The organism is Enterobacter sp. BNK-14 (assembly GCF_047456095.1).
Classification (GTDB): domain Bacteria; phylum Pseudomonadota; class Gammaproteobacteria; order Enterobacterales; family Enterobacteriaceae; genus Enterobacter; species Enterobacter kobei.
This window is the reverse complement of sequence record NZ_CP179897.1, coordinates 4,229,211-4,253,402: the sequence shown is the minus strand read 5'-3', so window position 1 is coordinate 4,253,402 and position 24,192 is coordinate 4,229,211. Positions and strand designations below refer to the sequence as shown.

Sequence of the window (24,192 nt, the reverse complement as noted above, 5' to 3'; positions counted from 1 at the left end):
TTCACTAAAGCTAGGACGTTGCTATACGTTTGCCAGGAAAAACTGACAAATTGCGCACTATATGAGAAGGAATAATCCGAAACCGATCGCCGCAGCCCACACCAGCATGGGGAGGGACCAGAGATGGAAGCGCCACCAGATACGACGATCGCTGGCCATACGCAGGGCGATGAGGTTTGCCAGCGAGCCGGGCAGCAGCCCAAACCCGCCAATGTTCACCGCCCAGGCCAGAAGGGTGTCAGGCGGAACATAGTTGAGCAGCAGAATGGTGGAAGGCACGTTGCTGATAAACTGCGACAGGCCAATGGCCGTCAGCCACAGACCCGGCTGAGACAGCGTGCTGACGCTGTGCAACACGTTTTGCAGCACCGGAAGCTGGATAAGAAGATGCACATCAATAAACATCGCCATAAAGACCAGCAGCAGCGTCCAGTCCACGCTCACCAGCACCCGGCGTGCCAGCACGACAAAGCCTGCGGCGACCAGCAGTACACCCGCCAGCTCAACCTTCAGTTCCAGCGCGATGAGAAAGACGATGTACAACCCGAGGCAGCTCCAGACCAGACGCGGCTGCCACTGCGGGCCCGCGGTTCCGCTATGGTACTGCAGTTTTTTATCCGGAAAAGCAAACCAGCATACCGCCAGTAGCGACAGCATCATCACCAGTGCCAGCGGGGCCATCTGCCAGGTAAAGGCGGCAAACGACAGGCCGGACCGCCCCCAGAGCAGGATATTTTGCGGGTTGCCGATAGGGGTCAACAGAGAACCGGCGTTCACGGCCAGCGCTTCAAAGATGATCAGCCGGCTGACCGGGATCTCGCAAAGCCTGCGTAGCGTCAGCGTGAGGGGCACGATGATAAACAGTGCCACATCGTTAGTCAGAAACGTCGACAGCACCGCAGCGGAGAAGACCATAAACAGCGCCAGCCTGCGCTCGGTGGCAAAACGGCGCACCATTTTACGGCCCAGCACGTCAAAATAGCCGCTCAGCTCAACCCCTTTGGTCAGCATCATTAACCCACTCAGGGTAATGATGGTGCGCCAGTCAATGGCGGCAACCCAGGCGCGGGGCGCAAACGGCACAAAGAGGCTTAACCCTGCGCCAATGATTAATAAGAGATGGAAGAAACGATCGCGTGCCAGGGCATGCAGTCCGGGGATTTTCATTCAGCGGAGGGACCGTATTTAAGGGTAAATTCACGAAACTTCACCAGCGTCTCTTCACTTACGTGGTGCTCCATTCCTTCCGCATCCCGGCGGGCAATCTCCGGGCTAACGCCCAGTACCAGTAAAAAGTTCTCGACCAACTGGTGACGCTCGCGGCTCTCCTGCGCAAGCTTCTCCCCTTCCGGCGTCAGAAATACACCGCGCCAGGGGATCATTTCAATTAAGCCCACCGAAGCCAGACGTTTTAACATTTTAGCCACTGTCGGCTGTGATACCCCCAGTCTGGCGGCCATATCGACCTGCCGCGCTTCCCCGACTTCACGGATCAGATCGGAAATCAGCTCAACATAGTCATCAATCAGTTCACGACGGTGCGCTTCACGGACCTGGCGAAACCCTTCGACATGTTCTTCAACATTCACCAGCTGCGTCGTTTTTCTGATTGTTGGCTTACCTGCGCGACGGTTCATTGTACTTCCTCAGTGGGGTGACGCTTCCAGCGCCCGGTATCGAGAGCGCACATTGTAAACCATCCCTCTGCAAGCACAAAAAATTAACGAAATAGCCATAGCTATACAATATAGCCTGTGCTATATCTGTATGTAATGCAGTCACCCTTCACGGATCGAAGGGATCAAAAATCAGGAGGTCTTATGAACGAATTCAAGAGGTGTATGACCGTGTTTACCCACTCTCCCTTTAAAGTGCGCTTGATGCTGTTGAACATGCTGTGCGATATGTTTAACAACAAACCGCATCAGGACGACAAACCTTCCCACTAAGCGGCGTTGCGGTACGCCGCTTCATCTCTGCGTCACATTCCTGCTGTAAACTGGCTTCCGGCCGCCCTATTCCCGATCTTTTTTACGGATTTGCAATCCTCTTCGCAAAACATCTGTTGAGCAACTGTTGCTATTATTTTGCGCTCGCACTATCTTCTTGCAGCCCTGCACTATTTGCGGCTCGCTGAAGCGGACCCTCATTCCCTTTCTACGCACTGTCAGGCAGGTTATGACCCTTGACGCCAGGGTGAGCACATGGCGTTTTTATCCATGATAGTGACCTATGAATTTAACCCTGATAGATTCTGTCGTTACCCGTAGCCGGGCCTTAAGCCCGTGGACGGCGTTTTATTTTTTGCAGTCATTGCTGATTAACTTTGCACTCGGCTATCCCTTCAGCCTGCTGTATGCGGTGGCGTTCACCTGCATTCTGCATGTGCTGTGGCGGGCCGCTCCGCGCGTGCAAAAAACGCTGATTGGAATCTGTTCGCTGGTCGCTGCCCTCTATTTCCCGTTTGGCCAGGCTTATGGCTCGCCAAACTTTAATACCCTGCTCGCGCTGCACTCGACCAATATGGAAGAGTCGACGGAGATCCTGACCATCTTCCCGTGGTATAGCTACGTGGTAGGGCTCTTTATCTTCGCGCTGGGGGTTATTGCCCTCCGCCGTCAGTCAGTTGAGAAAAAGTCCTGGGGCAAGATCGAAATTCTTTGTCTGGTATTCAGTATTGCCGTGGCGTTCGTCGCCCCCATCCAGAATATTCCCTGGGACGGTAAGTTAAGGCTCATTAACGTAGGCTATCCGGTTTTCCGCTTCGTGAAAGACGTTGTCGTGAATAACAGAGAAGTGCTCGACGAGCAGGCCCGCATGGCTGAACTTTCCAATAAGAAAGACACCTGGAACGTGCTGGCGGTGAAGCCGAAATACCATACCTACGTGGTAGTGATCGGCGAGAGTGCCCGTCGCGACGCAATGGGCGCATTCGGCGGACACTGGAATAACACGCCGTTTGCCAGCTCGGTCAATGGCACCCTGTTTACTGATTATGTCGCGGCCAGTGGCTCGACGCAGAAATCGCTGGGTCTGACGCTAAACCGTGTGGTAGAGGGCAAACCCCAGTACCAGGATAACTTTGTTACCCTGGCAAACCGCGCAGGTTTCCAGACATGGTGGTTCTCTAATCAGGGGCAAATTGGCGAATACGATACGGCCATCGCCAGTATCGCGAAGCGTGCTGACGAAGTGCAGTTCCTGAAGAGCGGTGACTTTGAGGCCGACAAAAATACGAAAGACGAAGCGTTGCTGAAAATGACGGCGCAGGTGTTTGCCACACCACGCACCCAGCCTCAGCTGATTGTCCTTCACCTGATGGGCTCACACCCGCAGGCCTGCGATCGCACTGACGGGAAATACGCGGATTTCGTGCAGTCCAAAGAGACCTCTTGTTATCTCTATACCATGACGCAAACCGACGATCTGCTCAGCAAGCTGTACGATCAGTTGCGCAATACGGGCGACAGTTTCTCTGTGGTCTATTTCTCGGATCACGGGCTGGCGTTTAAAGAGCGTGGCAAAGAAGTGCAATACCTGGCCCATGACGACAAGTTCCAGCAGAACTTCCAGGTACCGTTTATGGTGCTGTCGAGTGATGATAAAACGCATCGCGTGATTAAAGCGCGCCGTTCGGCGAATGATTTCCTGCAGTTCTTCTCTCAGTGGACGGGGATTAAAGCCGAAGAGATAAAAAATGCGTATCCGTTTATCTCCAACAAGAAAGCGCCCCCAGTGTACGTTACCAACTTCAAGTTACAGAAAGTTGACTATAACCATCTGGGTACGGATATTTTTGATATTAAGAGTAAGTGATTTCTGCCGTCAGACTGATGCCCTCACCCTGACCCTCTCCCACGGGGAGAGGGAACAAACAAAAAAAATCCGCCACATTGGGCGGATTTTTTATTCGATCACCGGAGTGATTAGAAGCGGTAACCTACGCCCGCGATCCAGGTGCCAACGTCAACGTTGCGGATACGGCTCTGCTCATAGGAGAAGTCCAGAGCAACGTCCTGGATTGGGTTGAACTGCAGGCCTGCGCCATAGGAGAAGCCGTAGTCGCTGGTGCTTGCAGTGCGGTTCAGACCCTGGTTTTCGGTCTGCTGGAATTTACCGTAGCCAACACCTACAACACCGTAGATGCTTGCCCAGTCATTCAGACGGTAAGCTGGACCAGCAGTGATACCGTAGTACTGGCCTTTGTTGTACGCGCCGTTTTCAGTACGATCTTTCTCGGTGTAGGTGAAAGAACCGATCACGCCCAGCGGGTTGTTATCCTGCTCGTAACGATACTTCAGGTTGAAACCGTTAGTTTTGTTCATTACGCCCTGCATATCGCTCTGAGCGTAACCACCGGTTACAGTAGAAGTAGCCGCTACAGCGGTACCTGCGGAAACAGCCAGTACAGCGGCCAGTGCTGAAAGACATGCAATTTTTTTCATAACCACCTCAAATGTGCTTCAAGTAAGTCCGTAAGTTTTAAATATATCAAAAAATTTTGCGAAACTCTTTGTGATTCGTGATGTCTAACGAGGTCTTTCCTGTAACAGAACGTTTCCAACCTCAGCTAACTCTTTCAAATCACATGCGATTTTTCCTACAAAACGCCCATATTGCGCGTCTGTGCTGTTACATTCATCCAGATTATTCCTAATCTTTAAGACGATTAATCCAGCAGTAGTTAACCATTTTACGGATTTCATGGGGCTTTTTTTTCAACAGAGTCTCAACCGTCGCTGTATATTTCCTTTACACTGCAACCTTTACTTCATTTGACAGAAGCTGACAGGAGAAAGGATGCCTGGGTTATCCCGCACGTCGTCGGTCTGGTTGCCGGTAGCAGTCATACTCATTGCCATGTTGTCCATTCAAAGCGGTGCCTCACTGGCAAAATCGCTCTTTCCACTGGTAGGGGCACCCGGGGTGACGGCCCTGCGTATCGTGCTGGGCACGGCGATACTGGTTGCCATTTTCAAACCCTGGCGTCTGCGCTTCAAAAAAGAGCAACGTCTCCCCCTGCTGTTTTATGGTCTGTCCCTTGGGGCGATGAACTATATGTTCTACCTCTCCATCCAGACCATCCCCCTCGGGATCGCCGTCGCGCTGGAGTTTACCGGTCCGCTGGCGGTGGCACTTTTCTCTTCCCGTCGTCCGGTGGATTTTATCTGGGTCGTATTAGCGGTGCTGGGCTTATGGTTCCTGTTGCCGCTCGGCCAGAATGTCACTGAGATTGATCTTACGGGTGCCGCGCTGGCTCTCGGAGCCGGTGCCTGCTGGGCCGTTTATATCCTCACCGGGCAGCGCGCTGGCGAAGAACATGGCCCGGCAACGGTCGCCCTGGGTTCCGTGATTGCGGCTATCGTTTTTGTGCCGATCGGTATGGCGCAGGCCACGGCGTCTATCTGGCAATGGTCAGTTATGCCCATTGGGCTGGCGGTCGCAGTGCTCTCAACGGCGCTCCCCTATTCTCTGGAGATGATCGCCCTGACGCGTCTGCCGACACGCATTTTTGGCACCCTGATGAGCATGGAGCCTGCCCTGGCGGCAATCTCCGGAATGGTATTCCTTGGCGAAACGCTGACGTTTACCCAGACGCTGGCACTCTGCTCTATTATTGCAGCCTCAATGGGGTCAACGCTCACCATGCGCCCGGAACCCAAAGTTGAGAAAATCGACATCAACTGATGCCATATATTCTGCATGGCTTTCTGGCCATGCAGAATAAAGGCCAGATCGTCAGGCGTTATAATTTCTTACATACTTTGTCATATTATCGAAATATCCTGCCAGGCCTGTTTTCTCTGTCCTCAATTAAGATTGATCTGTATCAATTCTGAAATAATCTATTTATATCAGTAAATTATATTATCAACCTCCTTCTTGCTATTAAACCGATAGGCACAGCCAGACCGCAGAGAAAAAATCCGGTGCTATACTTAGTTCCGTAATTACCTGGGACATTAACATCAAGAGGATATGAGATTATGAGTACCGCTAAACTGGTGAAAACGAAAGCGTCTAATCTGCTTTATACCCGTAACGATGTATCGGATAGCGACAAAAAAGCGACCATTGAGTTGCTGAATCGCCAGGTGATCCAGTTCATCGATCTTTCGCTGATCACCAAACAGGCCCACTGGAATATGCGCGGTGCAAACTTTATTGCCGTTCATGAAATGCTGGATGGCTTCCGCACAGCACTGGTGACACACCTCGATACGATGGCTGAACGTGCCGTACAGTTGGGTGGTGTTGCGCTGGGTACCACGCAGGTGATTAACAGTAAAACGCCACTGAAAAGCTACCCGCTGGATATCCATACCGTGCAGGATCACCTGAAAGAGCTGGCAGACCGTTACGCGATTGTGGCCAATGACGTGCGCAAAGCGATTAGCGAAGCCAAAGATGAGGATACGGCAGATATCTTCACCGCCGCCTCCCGCGATCTGGATCAGTTCCTGTGGTTTATCGAATCTAACATCGAGTAATCCATACGATTTTTCTATCGAACCCTCGCCTTCCGGTGAGGGTTTTGCACATCTATGGTGCACACTTTTGGCCTGATACGGTGCAAAAGTGAAGAAATTGTAATAATCACCTCACACAACCGTTAATGGAAGATTGTTTTTTCGTCAGAATTTACGCTAAATATCTCCCCGTCAGTTGAGCCAAACGACGCGCACCAAAATGGTGCTCCATCATGGTGCAACACAACATCATTGCCCCGTTTTTTGTGCAATGCATGACTCCATCCCCTTTGCAAAACAACAGCTTGTAAAGTTGGCACGATTTTTTCATTGTGCCTGTCGTTCTCTCAGGGGATCGCCCCGTGGATATAAAAGGAAATGCTATGAAGTCTGTATTAAAAGTTTCACTGGCTGCACTTACCCTGGCTTTTGCGGTGTCCTCTCAGGCTACCGACAAACTGGTTGTGGCGACCGACACGGCGTTCGTTCCGTTTGAATTCAAACAGGGTGATAAATACGTTGGTTTCGATGTTGATTTGTGGGCCGCTATCGCAAAAGAACTCAAACTGGATTACACCCTGAAGCCAATGGACTTCAGCGGCATCATCCCGGCACTGCAAACCAAAAACGTTGATCTGGCCCTGGCGGGTATCACCATCACCGAAGAGCGTAAAAAAGCGATCGACTTCTCTGACGGTTACTACAAAAGTGGTCTGCTGGTCATGGTCAAAGCCGATAACAATGACGTCAAAAGCGTGAAAGACCTCGACGGTAAAGTTGTCGCAGTGAAGGGCGGTACCGGTTCCGTGGATTACGCAAAAGCGAACATTAAAACCAAAGACCTGCGTCAGTTCCCGAACATCGACAACGCGTACATGGAACTCGGCACCAACCGTGCTGACGCTGTTCTGCACGACACACCGAACATCCTGTACTTCATCAAAACCGCAGGTAACGGCAAGTTCAAAGCGGTAGGCGACTCTCTGGAAGCACAGCAGTACGGTATCGCATTCCCGAAAGGCAGCGACGATCTGCGTACGAAAGTGAACGGCGCGCTGAAAACGCTGAAAGAGAACGGCACGTATAACGAAATCTACAAAAAATGGTTCGGTACTGAGCCTAAATAATTTCACCTGAAATCAGGTTTGTAACGCCCGGTGGCGCTGACGTTTACCGGGCCTACATTTTTCGTTTTTCACCACGGTATACAGGAATACATCATGCAGTTTGACTGGAGCGCCATCTGGCCTGCCATTCCACTCTTGCTTGAAGGCGCTAAAATGACCCTGTGGATTTCGGTCCTGGGTCTGGTGGGCGGGTTGATTATCGGTCTTGTCGCCGGTTTCGCCCGCACCTACGGCGGCTGGATTGCAAACCACATCGCACTGGTTTTCATCGAAGTGATCCGCGGCACCCCGATTGTCGTGCAGGTCATGTTCATCTACTTCGCCCTGCCAATGGCCTTCACCGACCTGCGTATCGATCCGTTCAGCGCAGCCGTCGTGACCATTATGATCAACTCGGGCGCCTACATTGCGGAAATCACCCGCGGTGCGGTGCTGTCGATTCATAAAGGTTTCAGTGAAGCGGGTCTGGCGCTGGGCCTTTCGCGTCGCGAAACGATCCGCCACGTCATTCTTCCGCTGGCGCTGCGTCGCATGCTGCCACCGCTGGGTAACCAGTGGATCATCAGTATTAAAGATACGTCGCTGTTCATCGTTATCGGCGTGGCTGAGCTGACCCGTCAGGGGCAGGAGATCATTGCTGGCAACTTCCGCGCGCTGGAAATCTGGAGTGCGGTAGCCGTTGTCTACCTGATCATTACTCTGGTTCTGAGCTTCGTTCTGCGTCGTCTTGAAAGAAGGATGAAAATCCTGTGATTGAATTTAAAAACGTTTCCAAGCACTTTGGCCCAACCCAGGTGCTGCACAATATTGATCTGAATATTACGCAGGGTGAAGTGGTGGTCATTATCGGACCGTCCGGTTCCGGTAAATCCACTCTGCTGCGCTGTATCAACAAACTGGAAGAGGTCACCAGCGGCGATCTGATTGTCGACGGTCTGAAGGTCAATGACCCGAAAGTGGACGAGCGCCTGATTCGTCAGGAAGCGGGCATGGTGTTCCAGCAGTTCTACCTGTTCCCGCACCTGACGGCGCTGGAAAACGTGATGTTCGGCCCGCTGCGCGTGCGCGGTGCCAGCAAAGCGGCGGCGGAAGCGCTGGCAAAAGATCTGCTGGCAAAAGTGGGTCTGGCAGAACGTGCGCACCACTACCCTTCCGAGCTCTCCGGTGGTCAACAGCAGCGCGTCGCGATTGCCCGCGCGCTGGCAGTGAAGCCGAAGATGATGCTGTTTGATGAGCCAACGTCCGCACTCGACCCGGAGCTGCGCCACGAAGTGCTGAAAGTCATGCAGGACCTGGCAGAGGAAGGGATGACGATGGTTATCGTGACCCACGAAATCGGCTTTGCGGAGAAAGTCGCGTCCCGCCTGATCTTTATCGATAAAGGTCGTATCGCGGAAGACGGTAACCCGCAGGAACTGATTGCTAATCCGCCGAGCCAGCGTTTGCAGGAGTTCCTGCAGCACGTCTCCTGATCTTACGCTTCACGCTGAGCCGGGCTTGCCCGGCTTTTTTACGCCAGATTGTTCCCAAAAACTCCCCTCCTCCCCGCGCCCTCTATACTTATCATTTTGCACGATATTTTGTCGGAGGACGCCGTGCCGTGGTTCCTGCTGCTGTTGATAAGCCTGTTTAGTGCGCCATCCCTCGCCGTGGCGATCCCCGGCGTGACCACCGGAACGACCGCGTCCCAGCAAAGTACGCCGCCCCCGGAACCGGATGTTGAACAAAAAAAAGCGGCTTACGGCGCACTTGCCGACGTGCTTGAAAACGATGCCTCCCGAAAAGAGTTAATCGATCAGCTGCGTAAAGCCGCCGCCACGCCGCCAAAGGAGACCGTTCCTACCCTCACCCCGCCGCAGGTAGAGGAACAAAAAACCGTGCTGGAAAACGTCACCGACGTGAGCCGACGCTTTGGTGAAGCGCTCTCCACACGCTTTGCCCAGCTCTTTCGCAACCTGATGGGATCACCGCATAAGGCATTTAACCCGCAAACCTTTAGCGCCGCCGCCACCCAGTTTTTGATGCTGGCGGGCGCGGTATTTCTTTTTTACTGGCTGGTACGCCTCTGTGCCTGGCCGCTGTACCGCAAGATGGGCTACTGGGGCCGAAAAAAGAACCAGCATAAAAACAGCTGGCTGCACCTCCCCGCCATGATCGCCGGAGCCTTTATTATTGATTTACTGCTGCTGGCGTTGACGCTGTTTGTGGGTCAGGTGCTGGCGGACCGTCTCAATACGGGCAACAAAACCATTGCCTTCCAGCAGGCGCTCTTTCTGAATGCGTTTGCGCTCATCGAATTTTTTAAAGCGGTACTGCGCGTCATCTTTTGCCCGCGCGTGCCTGAACTCCGCCCGTTTACGATCGGTAACGACAGCGCGAAATACTGGGCCGTGCGGCTCAGCGTGCTCAGCGGCCTGATTGGCTACGGCCTGCTGGTTGCGGTGCCGATCATCTCCAACCAGGTGAACGTGCAGTTTGGCGCGCTGGCGAACGTGTTAATCATGCTCTGTATTACCGTCTGGTCGCTGTACCTCATCTTCCACAATAAAAAGGCGATCACGGAGAGTCTGCTGCATCTGGCCGATCGTTCTTTGTCGTTCTTTAGCCTCTTCATTCGCGCCTTCGCGCTGGTGTGGCACTGGCTGGCAAGCGCTTATTTCATCGTGCTGTGCTTCTTCTCACTGTTCGACCCGGGTAATAGCCTCAAATTTATGATGGGGGCGACGTTCAAAAGCCTGGCGATTATCGGCATCGCGGCATTTGTGTCGGGGCTGTTGTCGCGCTGGATTTCGAAAACCATCACCCTGTCCCCGCACGTACAGCGTAATTATCCGGAACTGCAAAAACGCGTGAACGGCTGGATGTCAGTCTCCCTCAAAGTGGCGCGCATTCTGACCGTCTGCGTGGCGATTATGCTGCTGCTGAATGCGTGGAACCTGTTTGATTTCTGGAACTGGCTGCATAACGGCGCAGGTGAGAAGACCGTTGATATTTTAATTCGTATCGCACTGATTCTGTTTTTCTCCGCCGTTGGGTGGACGCTGCTGGCGAGCCTTATCGAGAACCGTCTGGTGTCCGATATTCACGGCAGACCGCTCCCCAGCGCCCGTGCGCGCACGCTGTTGACCCTTTTCCGCAATGCGCTGGCGGTGATCATCAGTACCATCACCATCATGATTGTGCTGTCGGAAATCGGCGTAAACATCGCTCCGCTGCTGGCAGGTGCCGGTGCGCTGGGACTGGCGATCTCCTTCGGGTCACAAACGCTGGTGAAGGATATTATTACCGGCATTTTTATCCAGTTTGAGAACGGAATGAACACCGGCGATCTGGTAACCATCGGGCCGCTGACCGGCACGGTCGAGCGGATGTCGATTCGTTCGGTGGGCGTGCGTCAGGATACCGGGGCATACCACATTATTCCGTGGTCATCGATCACCACCTTCGCCAACTTTGTGCGCGGCATTGGCTCCGTTGTGGCGAACTACGATGTGGATCGTCATGAGGATGCGGACAAAGCGAAGCAGGCGCTGCGGGACGCCGTTGAAGAGTTAATGCAGATGGAGGATATTCGCGGCCTGGTAATTGGCGAGCCGTCATTTGCCGGGATCGTCGGGCTGACGAATACGGCATTTACGCTTCGCGTGTCGTTCACCACCCAGCCGCTGAAGCAGTGGACGGTGCGCTTTGCGCTCGACAGCATGGTGAAAAAACACTTTGATCTGGCAAACGTGCGGATGCCGGTGCAGACGTATCAGGTGTTGCCTTCACCGGCATCAATGCCACCTCCGCAGGAGCCGACATTGTAGCCGTGTTGCCGGGTGGCGGGCTTCGCCTGACCCGGCCTGCGGGACACCTTATTTGCGGCGTTTGTTGTCATCCATAAACGACCAGGCAATAAAGCGGCTCTGCTTCTGGCCCTGCGCCATCTCTTTTTTCACCACTTTCACCGCGCCTGCTTCGGTGAGGGCCCGGTAGAGTGGCGGCAGGTTATCTCCGCGGGAAACCAGCGTGGTGAACCATTTCACCTGGCGACCAAACTGTTTGCTTTCGGCAATCATCCGCAGGATGAAGGCGACTTCACCGCCCTCGCACCACAGCTCCTGCTGCTGTCCACCAAAGTTCAGCACGGCATCTTCGGCCTGACCCAGGTTGCGGCGTTTGCGCTCGCTGCCTGCACGGGCCGCTGCCGCCGAATCATGGAATGGCGGATTACACATCGTGGCGTCATAGCTTTCGTTTTTGTGAATGATGCCGTTGAAGATTGACGTCGCCTCCTTCTGGCGACGCAAACGAATGGAACGACTCAGGCCAGCGTTAGCGCTGATTATCGCCTGCGCGCTGGCAAACGCCTCGGCACCGATTTCGCTCCCGGTAAAGCGCCAGTGGTACTCATGCACGCCAATCAGGGGGTAAATCAGGTTTGCCCCGGTACCAATATCCAGGACGGAAGCCTGCTGGGGGATCGCGCCGTCACGATCGTCGGCGAGAAGATCGGCAAGGTGATGAACGTAATCAGCACGGCCCGGAACAGGAGGACAGAGAAAGCCTTCCGGGATATCCCAGTGCGCCACACCGTAAAAATGCGCCAGCAGCGCCTTGTTCAGGGTTTTCACCGCCAGCGGATCGGCAAAGTTAACCGACGGTTCACCCGCGGGGGTCTCGACAATATAGTCCTGCAGCGCCGGACAACTCTGGCACAGTGCGTTCATGTCGTAGCGGCTGCGATGGCGATTTCGTGGGTGCAATCCCGGCTTTTGGGAAGTCATGGCATTCTCCTTTAAACAGCGGCGTAAGATACCTTGTGCTGGCTCTACGGTAAATCTTTCTCTGCAACCCTTAAAAAACCGCCATAAATCAAACACCTTTATGTCTATGATCTGTCAGCGGATTGTCAGCTTTTATCGTTCAAAAAATAAGCAGATCATCATCAAATATTTGCGCTAAATCACACTCGTCAGGCTTCTAAACTTAAAGGGAATCACCTGTTGTTTCCTCATGAGGATGTGATTATGAAAAAGTATCTGACCCTTGCTCTTCTCGCCGGTACCCTGGCGAGCGCCTCTTTCTCCGCTATGGCCGTTCAGTCCCTGACCCAAAGCACGGACACCAGCCAGTTGCGCCCGGCAGGTACCGTCTCGGTAAGCCGCGCAAGCAACCTTGACGATCTTCAGGATAAACTGGCTGAAAAAGCTCGCCAGGAAGGCGCTAAAGGCTTCGTGGTGAACTCCGCAGGTGGAGATAACCATATGTACGGCACAGCGACTATCTATAAATAACGTGTTTCCTTTCACCCGACTGCATCTGCCTGCCAGATGCAGTTTGTCTCCCCTCTCACCTTGATTGTGCATTTTTTAACCCCATATTAACGCTATGGCTTAAACCGATATCAGGAGGGCAAGATGGCTTCCGGTTGGGCAAATGATGATGCCGTGAACGAACAGATCAACAGTACGATTGAAGATGCAGTTGCGCGCGCTCGCGGCGAAATTCCGCGCAGCGAAAGTTTAACGGAATGCGAAGAGTGCGGAGAGCCCATTCCTGAGGCGCGGCAAAAAGCCATTCCCGGGGTAAGGTTATGTATAACCTGCCAGCAGGATAAAGATTCAAAAAACGCTTCACATTCGGGATATAATCGCAGAGGATCGAAAGACAGCCAGTTACGCTGACTTTCCTTTACCTAAGTTAACCGCCCGAATGCTTACCTTTACGCTCACGCTTTTTAGCGAACCGCGTAGCAAAATGTGCCATTCAACTTTCTTCTGTAAAGCGTATCAACAAGAAGTGTAAAGCCGTAATTTGAATTTATTAATAATCAATAAGTTATTTGTCATTCAATTTTTTTGATTAACCACGTCAATTCTCTTCGATTTTATCTCTGCAGAAAAAACGTGATACTTATCACATCGACGGAACATCGTCCCCTTAACAGAATAACCTGCGAGAGATTAATTATGAAAACCATCAAATATGCTGTTGCTGCTGTTGCCCTGTCCGCTCTGTCTTTTGGCGCATTCGCTGTAGAGCCTGTTTCATCTACTCAGGCGCAGAGCATGAATAAAATCGGTGTGGTGAGTGCAGAAGGCGCGACCACGCTGGACGGTCTGGAAGCCAAACTGGCTGAGAAAGCGGCTGCTGCCGGTGCAAGCGGATACACCATCACCTCCGCTAACACCAACAACAAGCTGAGCGGTACTGCGGTTATCTACAAATAATCGCCTGAATGAATGCTGTACCCTCACCAAACCCTCTGGTGAGCTGCTCCAACCCTCATTGACCCTGTTGTTTGTTACCCTTGCTTGCCCGTCCGCCACTGGACGGGCTTTTTTTTGCCTAAAATGCCGCCTCAACCCGTTTCATGCCAGCCTCGACCGTGTCAACTTCCCCGGTCGCCAGCAGGCAGCAGGCCATCTGTAACTTGATGGACTGCGGCACCGGCACATTTCCGGCAAGGCACTGTTCAATCCACTTCGCGGTGATGTAGGGATCTTTCGCCTCCGGCAGAATAACGCCGCTGTTCTCTTCCCCACGTTCAAGCGCGATACGCGTCCCAGCCGCGTCGATCAGCATTATTTGCGGGCAGCGCTGCGGATTAGCGTACACCTCGCCTTCCGTCCCATGCATCAGCAACGCGTTGCCGCCAATCTCTTCAAAGAATTTCCCCACGCGCCCCACGTATTCCGGGTGCGAAACGCTGGAAAGGCGCAGCGCGGCATTTTCGGCAAACGGCGTGGCCAGCTTCGCCAGCGTATGCGCGCTGTTACGCACGCCCATTCGCCAGCGCATTGCGAGCTGCTTTTCCAGCGGCGGGCAGAGCGCCTTAACGGGAATATAGACCGGCTGATGGCTATCGAGCTTCGCCTGCGCCTGCCCGGCGTGGAGAGTGGGTTCGATCCCCAGCAGTTCAAAAATCGTTTCTGTCAGCACGCGGGTCGGATCTTCACTCACCCCATGCACCACCACCGGAAAACCCAGCTTATGTAACAGAATAGCCAGCAGCGGCGTCAGGTTGGCCTGCTTGCGCGCGCCGTTATAGCTGGGAATGACGATCGGCATCGGTTTTGCCACAGGTGGCGTCAGACGCAGCGTTTGCGCCTGCATCGCCTCATAAAAGCCGCGCATCTCCGCTTCACCTTCTCCTTTAATGCGCAGGGCGATAAGAATGCCGCCGAGTTCGAGATCGGGAACCTCACCGTTGAGCATACGGGTGTAAAGCGCACGCGCTGTCTCATGATCCAGGTCGCGGGCATGGTTTTTTCCACGCCCTACCTCTTTGATAATTTTACGATAATCCACGGTATCTCTCCTGAAAACGTCACCTTGTTAACACTATATCCCCGATGAAACCTGCCCGGTAGCTTTTTATCCCCACCGCCAGAGCCATCTGTTTTACCGAAGAAAAAAATTATGCAAGCACTGATTCAATTATTTGTGATGCCTATAGAAGATTCTTATCCATCCATTCTTTGATTAAATAACGAACGGAAATCATTGAGGACAACGGGCAAAAACCTTAGGCACGTTTTTACCCACACACCAGGAACTATTATGAACAAGATTGCGTTAGGTCTTTTTATCGCGTCGGTGATTGGCTGCTCGGCATCCGCTTTTGCAGCAACAGACGGTGAAGGACAGATCAACTTTACGGGCGAAATCATCGATTCCGCCTGTCAGGTTGTGAATGGTTTAAGTAACCCGTTGAACGTGACATTAGGCAAAGTCTCCAAGACGGTCTTTACCGGTGCCGGCTCCACCAGCACCGCCACGAAGTTTGATATTGAGTTAAAAAACTGCCCGGAAACCGTTACGGCGGCGGCAATCAACTTCGGTGGAACCCCGGATGCCAATAACAACAGCACCCTGGCGTTAACCCCCGATGCAGATGCCGCAACCGGCGTAGCCATTCAGCTGATCGACTCTTCTGAACAGCCCGTCAGTTTATATACTCCGTCAAAAGAGTATCCGCTGGCCTCCGGCACCGCAGTAAACGATCTGCAGTTTGCCGCGCGATATATTCAAACCGGTGCGACTATTACCGCGGGTCCGGCAAACTCTGTTTCAACATTCACGGTTATTTATAACTGATATTGCTCACCAGGGACTATTTCCTTTTGCAAAAAAGAGATAGTCCCGCCTTATTTTGAGAAAAAACTATGCGTCACGGTTATTTACTCAGCACCCTTTTACTGGTAGCTGCAACGGCACATGCAGGCGTTATTATTAACGGCACGCGCCTGGTCTACCAGGGAGGCAAAAAGGAATCCTCTATCGGTATTTCAAACCCAGATGCAACGGATTATCTGGTGCAATCCTGGGCGGATTCTGGCGGTAAAGACCTGGCCAAAGCTCCCTTTCTGATTACGCCGCCACTGTTTCGTCTTGATGCGAAGCAGGAAAACGTTCTGCGCGTCGTACGTACCGGCGGAAATTTGCCTGAAGATCGCGAGTCGATGTTTTGGCTGAATATAAAAGCCATCCCCTCCTCAAAAAAGGTGGCTGGGGTCAATACCCTGCAAATTGCGGTTAACACGCGCATTAAGCTGATGTACCGCCCGGCCTCCGTCAAGGGTAAACCGGAAGCGGTCGCGGATCAGCTTGAGTGGCACCGCGAGGGCAATGATTTAGTGGTTAACAACCCGACGCCGTTTTATATGAATTTCCAGTCGGTCACCCTTAACGGTCATAAGGTCGATAAAGCGACCTGGGCCGTACCAAAAACCGAAACCCATTTTGCGTTGCCTGCACATACCGGCGGTTCAACCATGTCCTGGTCAATTATTACTGATTACGGCAGCATCAGCAAAACGCTCTCTGCATCCGTGCATTAATACCGTACCCAATAACGCACCTTATGATTACCTATTCTTCAACCCCAAGAAGGCAATTGCCTTCCGTTTATCGGATGCTTACGCTGCTGACCCTGCTATGCGGGTTAGCGGCCGTGGGTTTTTCGCAGCAAACGCGGGCGGATGATTATTTTAATCCAGCATTGTTGGATGTGGATAATCCACAGCAGGGAAAAACCGATCTCTCCATTTATGAAAAAGGCCCGGGACAGGCGCCAGGGAAATATCAGGTCACGATCTTTATCAATAATAATAAAATTGATACCCGCGACGTGACCTTTATATTGCAAAAGCAGGATAATGGAGAAAATTCCCTTCAGCCCTGCTTTACTCTGTCCGATTTAAAAAGCCTGGGTATTAAAACTGACGACTATCCTCAGCTTGCCGTGAAGGGCGCATGCGCGGATTTGCACGCCATACCGGCGGCGACGGCGACATTTCGCGTCAGCAACCAGCAGCTTCTGTTGAGCATTCCGCAGTCCGCGCTCGGTCAGGTTCCCCGTGGCTATATTGACCCAACAGAATTTGATGAGGGGATCACGGCGGGCATCCTCAACTACAGCGCCAGCGCCAGCCAGAGCCACGCCCGTCAGCAGGGCATGCAGGACAACAGCAGCCAGTACGTTAACCTGCGTCCGGGCCTGAACGTCGGCGCGTGGCGCCTGCGCAACTACTCCACCTGGAGTCGCAGCACCAGCGGTCACGAAGAAGAGCAATCCTTTAACTCGGTCTACACCTATGCCCAGCGCGATATCGTGGCGTTAAAAAGCGACCTGACCGTAGGCCAAAGCAGCTCCCCGGCAGACGTATTTGACAGCGTTCCATATACCGGCGCGCAGCTGAACTCCGACAACGATATGCTGCCGGACAGCGAAAAAGGCTATGCCCCGATCATCCGCGGCACGGCCCACAGTAATGCGCTGGTGGTGGTACGTCAGAACGGCTACGTGATTTATCAAAATACCGTTGCGCCGGGTGCATTTGAAATTAATGACCTGTATCCCACCGGCAGCAGCGGCGATCTCCAGGTCACCGTGAAAGAGACGGACGGCAGCGAACGTCACTTTGTGGTGCCCTACGCCTCCGTACCGGTCCTCCAGCGCGAAAAGCATCTGAAATACAGCGTCACTGCCGGGCGCTACCGCTCTTATGACAAAGACGTGGAAAAAACGCCCTTCGCTCAGGGAAGTGCCATTTATGGCCTGCCGTACGGATTCACCGCCTACGGTGGCGTACAGCAAAGCAGCCATTATCAGTCACAGGCGCTGGGCACCGGTAAAAACTTTGGCGATCTTGGCGCGTTTTCTGTCGACGTGACGCGCGCCAAAGCGCTGCTCAAAAAACAGCAGGCCAGCAAGGGGCAATCCTGGCGTCTGCGCTACAGCAAAGATTTCGCGGGTACGGGCACAAACTTCGCTCTGGCTGGCTATCGCTACAACAGTAAAGGGTTTTACACCCTCGAAGACACCATGGAGTCCTATACCCGCGCCGATGACTGGTCAGCACCGCAGCAGCGCCGCGCGCGTACCGAGGCCACCATCGATCAAACCCTCGGCGAAGGCTGGGGATCGTTTACGCTGAGCCTGGTCAAAGAGACCTACTGGAACCAGGGTCAGGACATGACCTCGATGAGCGTCAGCTATAACAACAGCTGGAAGGGAATCACCTACAGCATGAGCTATAGCCTCAACAAAAACACCAACAGCCGTGATGACGAAGGCGATTCGGTCAGTAACGATAACCTGTTCGCGCTGAGCGTGTCGGTACCGCTGGATCGCTGGATGAGCAACACCTGGGCCTCCTACAACATGAATAACAATAAAGACGGCACCACGCACACGCTGGGCCTGAACGGGACGGCGCTGGAGGAGAACAACCTTAACTGGAACGTGCAGGAAGGCTATGACTCATCAGAGAACGGTACCTCTACCAGTCTGAACGCCGATTATAAAGCCACCTACGGGGAAGTGAGTGGCGGTTTCAGCCAGGACAAATACCAGCGGACCACCAACGTCGGTCTGCAGGGGGGCATGATAGCCCACGCTAACGGCCTGACGCTGAGCCAGCCGCTGGGCGAGACCATCGCACTGGTGAAAGCGCCCGGAGCCAGCGGCACGCACATCGCCAACCAGACGGGCGTGGAAACTGACTTCCGCGGCTATACCGTGGTGCCCTTTGTCACCGCCTATCGCCACAACACGATTTCGCTGGATACCGAAACGCTGCCTGACGAGGCTGACGTGACGCACGCTTCGCAGATCGTCACGCCAACCCGCGGTGCGGTGGTGCGGGCAAGCTTCAATACCCGCGTGGGTCATCGCGTCCTGATGATGCTGACGCACAACGGGAAGCCGCTGCCCTTCGGCGCAACGGTTACCACCGAGGATAAGGACAGCGAATTTATCGTCGGCACTGATGGCCAAACCTATCTTTCCGGAATGCCCGATCGCGGCAAGCTCTCCGTCTCATGGGGACAGGAAGCCAGCGACCACTGCGTTGCGGAATACACGCTCACGGATGAAAAAGAGAAAACAGACATTATTAACGCTGCCGCGCAGTGTCAGTAATCAACCGAGCAGGTTCACCTATGCAGCTTGTAAAACAATGCTTTTTCTTACTCGTACTGGCAACCGCATCGCTGTTTATGCCGCATGCAAAAGCCACCTGTACGTCGCCGGATATGCCAAAGACCATTAACCTGGCCACGGTTTCCGTCTCCACCACGCTTCCCGTCGGCGCGACCATCCCCGGCACCGAACAGACGGTACACGTCGCGGGCCACTGCGATAGTGCTGCAGATAAGGGTCTGGAGATCGTCTCCTGCTACTACGGCTACGGCACGGAAATTCCCGGCCTTTCCGGAGTCTATGAATCCGGCGTGAAGGGGGTTGGTATTGCGCTGATGAATGACAAAGGTCAGCGCATCAGCGGTGCGGGCGGGGTCACCTGTGACTCCCGCGGCACGCCAATTGGCTATGTCTCAACTGACGGCAACCAGACGTTCGATTTTAACGTCACGCTGGAGCTGGTAAAAACGGATACCGCGGTAGAATCCGGTACGCTAAATCAAAGCCAGACCGTTTTTGGCATTGGCGTTTTTGGTCACGAAGGCATCGGTTCACCCAACAATGTTAGCTATGCTGGTAACGTAAACCTTGAAAACGTCACCTGCTCCGTACTGCCAAAAAGCCTGACCGTCAACATGGGCGATTTCCCGGTCAGCGATTTCAACATGGTCGGCACCCTGGCGATGCCCGCGAAGGAGTTCAACATCACGGTGAACTGTAACTCCACCGTTCAGCCGGAATTTAAGGTCACCAGCAGTGACGGCTACGTACCCGGTTATCAGGGGGTGCTTAAGCTCACGCCGGAGGATGGCGTGGCAACGGGGGTCGGGATTGAAATGGCGATCGACAACGAGCTGGCAACGTTCGATACCTACACCCAAACTGAAACCCTGGCCTATGCCAACCAGACGATGGATATCCCGGTCAAGCTGAACTATTTGCAGGTGGCAGATGAAGTCACCCCTGGCCCGGCGAACGCCGTCGCCACCATTACTCTGGCCTATAAGTGATGAAAATGAAGAAACGTCTCTTTGTGCTGGCCGCGCTGGCCAGCACGCTCACCTGTCTGGCCCGGGCTGACGATATTCAGCTGCAAATGGTCGGTAACATTTATGCCAACACCTGCCTCGTGGACAGCGCCAGCAAGGATTTAACCGTTGATTTAGGCCAGGCGGCTTCCAGTGAATTCCACGACGTGGGGGATACCGGCGCGTGGAAAACCTTCAGCCTGAAGGTGACACATTGTCCTAAATCCCTCGCCCTGGCGACCGCCTTCTTTTACGGTCAGGCGGATGCTACCCACCCAACCAAGTTTGCCAACACGGGCAGCGCGAAGGGGCTGGCGCTGGAGCTGGCGGACAGCCAGGACCATATACTCATCGCACCGCAGGCCAGCTTTAACGCGCTGATTGACCAGAACGACCATACCGCTACCTTCCCGCTGGCCGCACGCTATTACGCCACCGCTATGCCTGTTACCGCAGGCACGTTCAGCAGCGTCGTTCAGGTGACCTTCACTTACCAGTAGGACCGCGCCCCTTAGCACGGATGCTTTTTCGACGCCCGGCAGCCTGTTTTGCCGGGCGTTTTTTTATCTCCGGTACCGACGGCTGTTCAATCGGGAAGACCGGAAGCGCGTTGAGCAGCCGCTGTCCATAATTTTTGGTCAGCAGACGTTTATCGTAGATCACCACTTCGCCCCAGCAGCCGTGGCTTCGAATCAAACGCCCCACCTGCTGAATCAGGTTAAACGATGCCGCAGGCAAACTCTGCACCTCAAACGGATAGCGGTTAAGGCTTTTCAGCCATTCGCCCTCGGTGATCACCACCGGGCTGTCGATGGGGGGGAAGGCAATTTTATGAATGTGGACCTGCGTCAGGTAGTCGCCTTTCAGGTCAAGACCTTCCGCGAAAGACTGCAATCCCACCAGCACGCTACGCTCGCCGTTATCAATGCGTTTACGGTGGGTTTCCACCAGCCTGTAACGCGGCTGGTCACCCTGCACCAGCAGGAGTAAACGCAGATCGGTGACGTGTTCCAGAAAACGCTGCATGGCGCGTCCACTGGCAAATAACACCAGCATGCCAGGGTATTTTTTACTCTCGACCTGTTCGCGGAAATAGGCCGCCATTTCCGCAATGTGCTGTTCTTCGTTGTCGATCAGCGGCTCAAACGTCATGCGCGGAATGACCAGCTTGCCCTGCTCGCAGTGGTTAAACGGCGAGTCCAGCGCCACAAAGCGGTCACCCGCTTTTTCTTTAAGCCCGCTCATCTCCTGCAAACGAGAAAAACTGTTCAGAGAACGCAGCGTGGCAGAGGTCACCACCACGTGCGGCACGCTGCGCCAGATCAGCTTTTCCAGCTGATCGGCCACGCGGATGCCCACGCAGTGGAAGTAGAGATGCACCTGCCCGTCCCGCACGTCGCGGGTGGCCCATTTGGTGACCGGCGCGCCTGATGCCTGCGCCATTGAGGCCAGCCGCCAGAGTTTGCTCTGCGCTTCGAACATGCCCAGCGCGCGGTTCATCTGTAGCAGAATACGGTGCAGACGCACCACGTCATGCGTGCCGGTTTTCTCGCTCAGATCGTTTAAGAACATCTCCGCCAGCCCGCGCAGCTTTTCAAGGTGCTTTGCCAGCTGCTGACAAATTTCCATCACCTCTTCTGGCAGTTCGCCCATCGCAAAGCGATGTTCCGCCTCCTGGGCTGCGGGAAGATAAAGGTTGAGGATGTTATTGAGCGAGGAGATCAGGCCGTAAACCTCTTCACAATGCTCGCTTAGCCGTTCCGGCACCGCCAGCGGCGGCGTGGTTTTCGGGCGGAACTGCTCCATGCAGGTTGCCACCAGCTTGCAGAACAGATCCAGCTGCAGGCGGAACCAGGGCGCGGTGATCTCGGCGCTCATCTCCAGCGCGTCCCGAGCCACGTCGGGCAGATGATGGCCTTCGTCGAGCACCAGCAGCAGATTTTTGGGCTCCGGTAGCACCGCCTCACTCTCCAGCGCGGCCATCACCAGCGCGTGGTTGGCGACAACCACCTCCGCCTCCTGAATTTCGCGCCGGGCGACAAAGAACGGGCACTCGCGGTAGTAGTGGCAGTTGCGGTTCAGACAGCTGGCTTTGTCAGTGCTGAGCCTGCGCCATAAGTCGTCGCTGATGGCCTGGCTGGTGTGATCCCGAAGGCCGTCCCACTTATAGCCGTCGAGTTCGGCTTTGAGTTTTGCACACTGCTCCTGCTCGGCCTTATTGTTCGGCGTCAGCTCGTCATCAAGAAACGCGAGCAGATCCTGTTGATTCGGCTCGCTGCTGGCGAGCGCCGCCAGGTTACGTGGGCACACGTAGCGCCCGCGCCCAAAGGCGGCGGTAAAGCGCAGGTCGGGGATGATTTTGCGCAGCAGCGGCAAATCTTTGCTGAAAATCTGATCCTGCAGGGCCACGTTGGCGGTGCTGACCACCAGCGTTTTGTCCTCTTCCCGCGCGATGGCAATACCGGGAATGAGATATGACAGGGTTTTCCCGACGCCGGTCGGCGCTTCAATCGCCAGATGTCGCCCGTCGTCCCCGGCAAGCGTTTTTGCCACGTCAGCAATCATCTGCCGCTGCGGCGCTCGGGGGATAAAGTCGGGGATCTGCTGTTGTAGCGCCTTGTACCATGCGCCAATTTGCGCTTTCAGCGCCGCGGTTAAAGCCATCGAAAAACCTGAAATACTGTATAAACAGCCACTATTGTGGCACTTTCTCTTCGCTGCCGCAAAAAGAAAAGCCCGGCTTTACGACCGGGCTTCCAGATTACTGCGGGTTAGCAGGTTTACGCGGGCGGCGTCGACGCTGCCCTTCCCCTGCCGGTTTCCCTTCGCCGCTGCGCCACGGACTTTCGCCGGCCGGTTTGCTGTCGTTGTTGCGACGCGGGGGCTTGCCGGATGATTTCGGCGCGCCGCCTTCAGCACGACGCGGCTGCTGACCGCGACCACCGCCGCCCTGACCACGACCGCCACCCTGGCGACCGTTCTGAATCGGCTCCGCCTTGATGGATGGATCCACTTCGTAGCCCGGGGTTTCGATGCGTGGGATCTCTTTCTTCAGCAGACGTTCGATGTCGCGCAGCAGCTTGTGTTCATCGACGCAGACCAGTGACAGCGCTTCACCGGTTGCCGCCGCGCGGCCGGTACGACCGATACGGTGAACGTAATCTTCCGGGACGTTTGGCAGCTCGTAGTTTACTACGTGCGGCAGCTCTTCAATGTCCAGACCACGCGCGGCGATGTCGGTTGCCACCAGCACGCGGATGTCGCCAGATTTGAAGTCCGCCAGCGCACGGGTACGCGCACCCTGGCTCTTGTTACCGTGGATGGCGGCACTGCGGATACCGTCTTTATTGAGCTGTTCCGCCAGGTGGTTCGCACCGTGCTTGGTGCGGGTAAAGACCAGCACCTGCTGCCAGTTACCCTGGCCGATCATCTGGGAGAGCAGCTCCCGCTTACGCTTTTTATCAACAAAGTGAACGTGCTGCGTCACCTGCTCAGAGGCGGTGTTGCGACGCGCCACTTCCACTTCCAGCGGGTTATGCAGCAGCTTTTCTGCCAGCGCCTTGATCTCGTCGGAGAAGGTGGCAGAGAACAGCAGGTTCTGACGACGCGCAGGCAGCTTGGCCAGCACGCGACGGATGTCGTGGATAAAGCCCATATCCAGCATGCGGTCAGCTTCATCCAGCACCAGAATTTCAATCTGATCGAGCTTCACCGCGTTCTGGTGTTCGAGATCCAGCAGACGGCCCGGCGTTGCCACCAGCACGTCCACGCCGCCGCGCAGCTTCATCATCTGCGGGTTAATGCTGACGCCACCGAAAACGACCAGCGAGCGAATGTTGAGATAGCGGCTGTAGTCACGCACGTTCTCACCAATCTGCGCCGCCAGCTCACGGGTTGGGGTCAGGATCAGCGCACGAACCGGACGACGGCCTTTGGCGTGCGGCTGGTTTTTTACCAGCAGCTCTAACAGCGGCAGCGTAAAGCCCGCGGTTTTACCGGTGCCGGTCTGGGCGCTGGCCATCAGGTCACGCCCCTGAAGAACGGCGGGGATCGCCTGCTGCTGGATGGGGGTTGGCTCAACGTAGCCCTGCTCTGCGATGGCACGCAGAATTTCCGGGTTCAGGCCAAGGGAATCAAAAGACATAAAAACTCCG

Annotated in this window: 23 protein-coding genes; 16 read left to right on the top strand and 7 right to left on the bottom strand. The window is 54.5% G+C overall.

Annotated features, from left to right (window positions below; translation table 11 throughout):
- Nucleotides 1–57 precede the first annotated feature (57 nt).
- Nucleotides 58–1,167 carry an anion transporter gene (locus tag ACMGGM_RS20185; RefSeq protein WP_023332471.1) on the bottom strand — a complete coding sequence of 370 codons (1,110 nt, stop codon included), beginning with the start codon at nt 1,165–1,167 and terminating at the stop codon, nt 58–60.
- A complete protein-coding gene (gene mntR / locus ACMGGM_RS20180; protein WP_014169260.1) occupies nt 1,164–1,637 on the bottom strand; it encodes a manganese-binding transcriptional regulator MntR in 474 nt (157 codons plus the stop codon). Before mntR ends, ACMGGM_RS20185 begins: the two co-directional genes overlap by 4 nt.
- A 183-nt stretch (nt 1,638–1,820) precedes the next feature.
- On the opposite strand from mntR, the gene mntS reads away from it, so the two are divergent.
- Nucleotides 1,821–1,949 (top strand): manganase accumulation protein MntS, encoded by a 129-nt coding sequence (gene mntS, locus ACMGGM_RS20175; protein WP_014831181.1) that lies wholly within the window; start codon nt 1,821–1,823, stop codon nt 1,947–1,949.
- A gap of 283 nt (nt 1,950–2,232) precedes the next feature.
- On the top strand, nt 2,233–3,816 hold the full coding sequence (locus tag ACMGGM_RS20170) for a phosphoethanolamine transferase (protein WP_014883111.1): 1,584 nt from the start codon (nt 2,233–2,235) through the stop codon (nt 3,814–3,816).
- A gap of 110 nt (nt 3,817–3,926) precedes the next feature.
- Here the strand turns inward: ACMGGM_RS20170 and ompX are convergent, their stop codons facing one another.
- On the bottom strand, nt 3,927–4,445 hold the full coding sequence (ompX, locus tag ACMGGM_RS20165) for an outer membrane protein OmpX (protein WP_014883110.1): 519 nt from the start codon (nt 4,443–4,445) through the stop codon (nt 3,927–3,929).
- A 355-nt stretch (nt 4,446–4,800) separates the two neighbouring features.
- Here ompX and rhtA point away from each other — a divergent pair, with 355 nt between their 5' ends.
- The 6 genes from rhtA (at nt 4,801) to ybiO (ending at nt 11,406) form a co-directional block, all read left to right on the top strand.
- Nucleotides 4,801–5,688 carry a threonine/homoserine exporter RhtA gene (rhtA, locus tag ACMGGM_RS20160; protein ID WP_014883109.1) on the top strand — a complete coding sequence of 296 codons (888 nt, stop codon included), beginning with the start codon at nt 4,801–4,803 and terminating at the stop codon, nt 5,686–5,688.
- A gap of 299 nt (nt 5,689–5,987) precedes the next feature.
- Nucleotides 5,988–6,491 (top strand): DNA starvation/stationary phase protection protein Dps, encoded by a 504-nt coding sequence (dps, locus tag ACMGGM_RS20155; protein WP_008501171.1) that lies wholly within the window; start codon nt 5,988–5,990, stop codon nt 6,489–6,491.
- Nucleotides 6,492–6,853: 362 nt separating this feature from the next.
- Nucleotides 6,854–7,597, top strand: coding sequence for a glutamine ABC transporter substrate-binding protein GlnH (gene glnH / locus ACMGGM_RS20150; protein ID WP_250365984.1), 744 nt, complete (start codon nt 6,854–6,856; stop codon nt 7,595–7,597).
- Nucleotides 7,598–7,690: 93 nt separating this feature from the next.
- Complete coding sequence (glnP, locus tag ACMGGM_RS20145; RefSeq protein ID WP_003858462.1) at nt 7,691–8,350, top strand: glutamine ABC transporter permease GlnP; 660 nt, start codon at nt 7,691–7,693, stop codon at nt 8,348–8,350.
- Nucleotides 8,347–9,069 (top strand): glutamine ABC transporter ATP-binding protein GlnQ, encoded by a 723-nt coding sequence (glnQ, locus tag ACMGGM_RS20140; RefSeq protein ID WP_014883107.1) that lies wholly within the window; start codon nt 8,347–8,349, stop codon nt 9,067–9,069. The genes glnP and glnQ overlap by 4 nt, the downstream gene beginning before the upstream one ends.
- Before the next feature lie 123 nt (nt 9,070–9,192).
- Nucleotides 9,193–11,406: a mechanosensitive channel protein gene (ybiO, locus tag ACMGGM_RS20135; protein ID WP_058690456.1), complete on the top strand. Its 2,214-nt coding sequence runs from the start codon at nt 9,193–9,195 to the stop codon at nt 11,404–11,406.
- A 48-nt stretch (nt 11,407–11,454) separates the two neighbouring features.
- Here the strand turns inward: ybiO and rlmF are convergent, their stop codons facing one another.
- A complete protein-coding gene (gene rlmF / locus ACMGGM_RS20130; RefSeq protein WP_023332468.1) occupies nt 11,455–12,366 on the bottom strand; it encodes a 23S rRNA (adenine(1618)-N(6))-methyltransferase RlmF in 912 nt (303 codons plus the stop codon).
- 243 nt (nt 12,367–12,609) lie between these two features.
- Here rlmF and mcbA point away from each other — a divergent pair, with 243 nt between their 5' ends.
- From mcbA to ybiJ, 3 genes are all read left to right on the top strand, one after another.
- Nucleotides 12,610–12,876, top strand: a complete 267-nt coding sequence (gene mcbA / locus ACMGGM_RS20125) for a DUF1471 family periplasmic protein McbA (RefSeq protein WP_014883104.1) — start codon at nt 12,610–12,612, stop codon at nt 12,874–12,876.
- A 123-nt stretch (nt 12,877–12,999) separates the two neighbouring features.
- Nucleotides 13,000–13,266: a DksA/TraR family C4-type zinc finger protein gene (locus ACMGGM_RS20120; protein ID WP_414149066.1), complete on the top strand. Its 267-nt coding sequence runs from the start codon at nt 13,000–13,002 to the stop codon at nt 13,264–13,266.
- 285 nt (nt 13,267–13,551) lie between these two features.
- Entirely contained in the window at nt 13,552–13,812 is a 261-nt protein-coding gene (gene ybiJ, locus ACMGGM_RS20115; RefSeq protein WP_014883102.1) for a DUF1471 family protein YbiJ, read from the top strand.
- Nucleotides 13,813–13,930: 118 nt separating this feature from the next.
- Here the strand turns inward: ybiJ and ybiB are convergent, their stop codons facing one another.
- Nucleotides 13,931–14,893: a DNA-binding protein YbiB gene (ybiB, locus tag ACMGGM_RS20110; protein WP_023332467.1), complete on the bottom strand. Its 963-nt coding sequence runs from the start codon at nt 14,891–14,893 to the stop codon at nt 13,931–13,933.
- 252 nt (nt 14,894–15,145) lie between these two features.
- Between ybiB and ACMGGM_RS20105 the strand changes: the two genes are divergently transcribed.
- From ACMGGM_RS20105 to ACMGGM_RS20085, 5 genes are all read left to right on the top strand, one after another.
- Complete coding sequence (locus tag ACMGGM_RS20105) at nt 15,146–15,682, top strand: fimbrial protein (RefSeq protein WP_023338176.1); 537 nt, start codon at nt 15,146–15,148, stop codon at nt 15,680–15,682.
- A 68-nt stretch (nt 15,683–15,750) separates the two neighbouring features.
- Nucleotides 15,751–16,425, top strand: a complete 675-nt coding sequence (locus ACMGGM_RS20100) for a molecular chaperone (RefSeq protein ID WP_250365983.1) — start codon at nt 15,751–15,753, stop codon at nt 16,423–16,425.
- 74 nt (nt 16,426–16,499) lie between these two features.
- Nucleotides 16,500–19,010: a fimbria/pilus outer membrane usher protein gene (locus tag ACMGGM_RS20095; protein ID WP_396294917.1), complete on the top strand. Its 2,511-nt coding sequence runs from the start codon at nt 16,500–16,502 to the stop codon at nt 19,008–19,010.
- A gap of 20 nt (nt 19,011–19,030) precedes the next feature.
- A complete protein-coding gene (locus ACMGGM_RS20090) occupies nt 19,031–20,020 on the top strand; it encodes a fimbrial protein (RefSeq protein ID WP_063614053.1) in 990 nt (329 codons plus the stop codon).
- Complete coding sequence (locus tag ACMGGM_RS20085; protein ID WP_023332462.1) at nt 20,020–20,538, top strand: fimbrial protein; 519 nt, start codon at nt 20,020–20,022, stop codon at nt 20,536–20,538. The genes ACMGGM_RS20090 and ACMGGM_RS20085 overlap by 1 nt, the downstream gene beginning before the upstream one ends.
- On the opposite strand, the gene dinG is transcribed toward ACMGGM_RS20085, so the two are convergent.
- Nucleotides 20,525–22,702: an ATP-dependent DNA helicase DinG gene (gene dinG / locus ACMGGM_RS20080; protein ID WP_023332461.1), complete on the bottom strand. Its 2,178-nt coding sequence runs from the start codon at nt 22,700–22,702 to the stop codon at nt 20,525–20,527. The genes ACMGGM_RS20085 and dinG overlap by 14 nt on opposite strands.
- 97 nt (nt 22,703–22,799) lie before the next feature.
- Entirely contained in the window at nt 22,800–24,182 is a 1,383-nt protein-coding gene (rhlE, locus tag ACMGGM_RS20075; RefSeq protein ID WP_023332460.1) for an ATP-dependent RNA helicase RhlE, read from the bottom strand.
- Nucleotides 24,183–24,192: the final 10 nt, after the last annotated feature.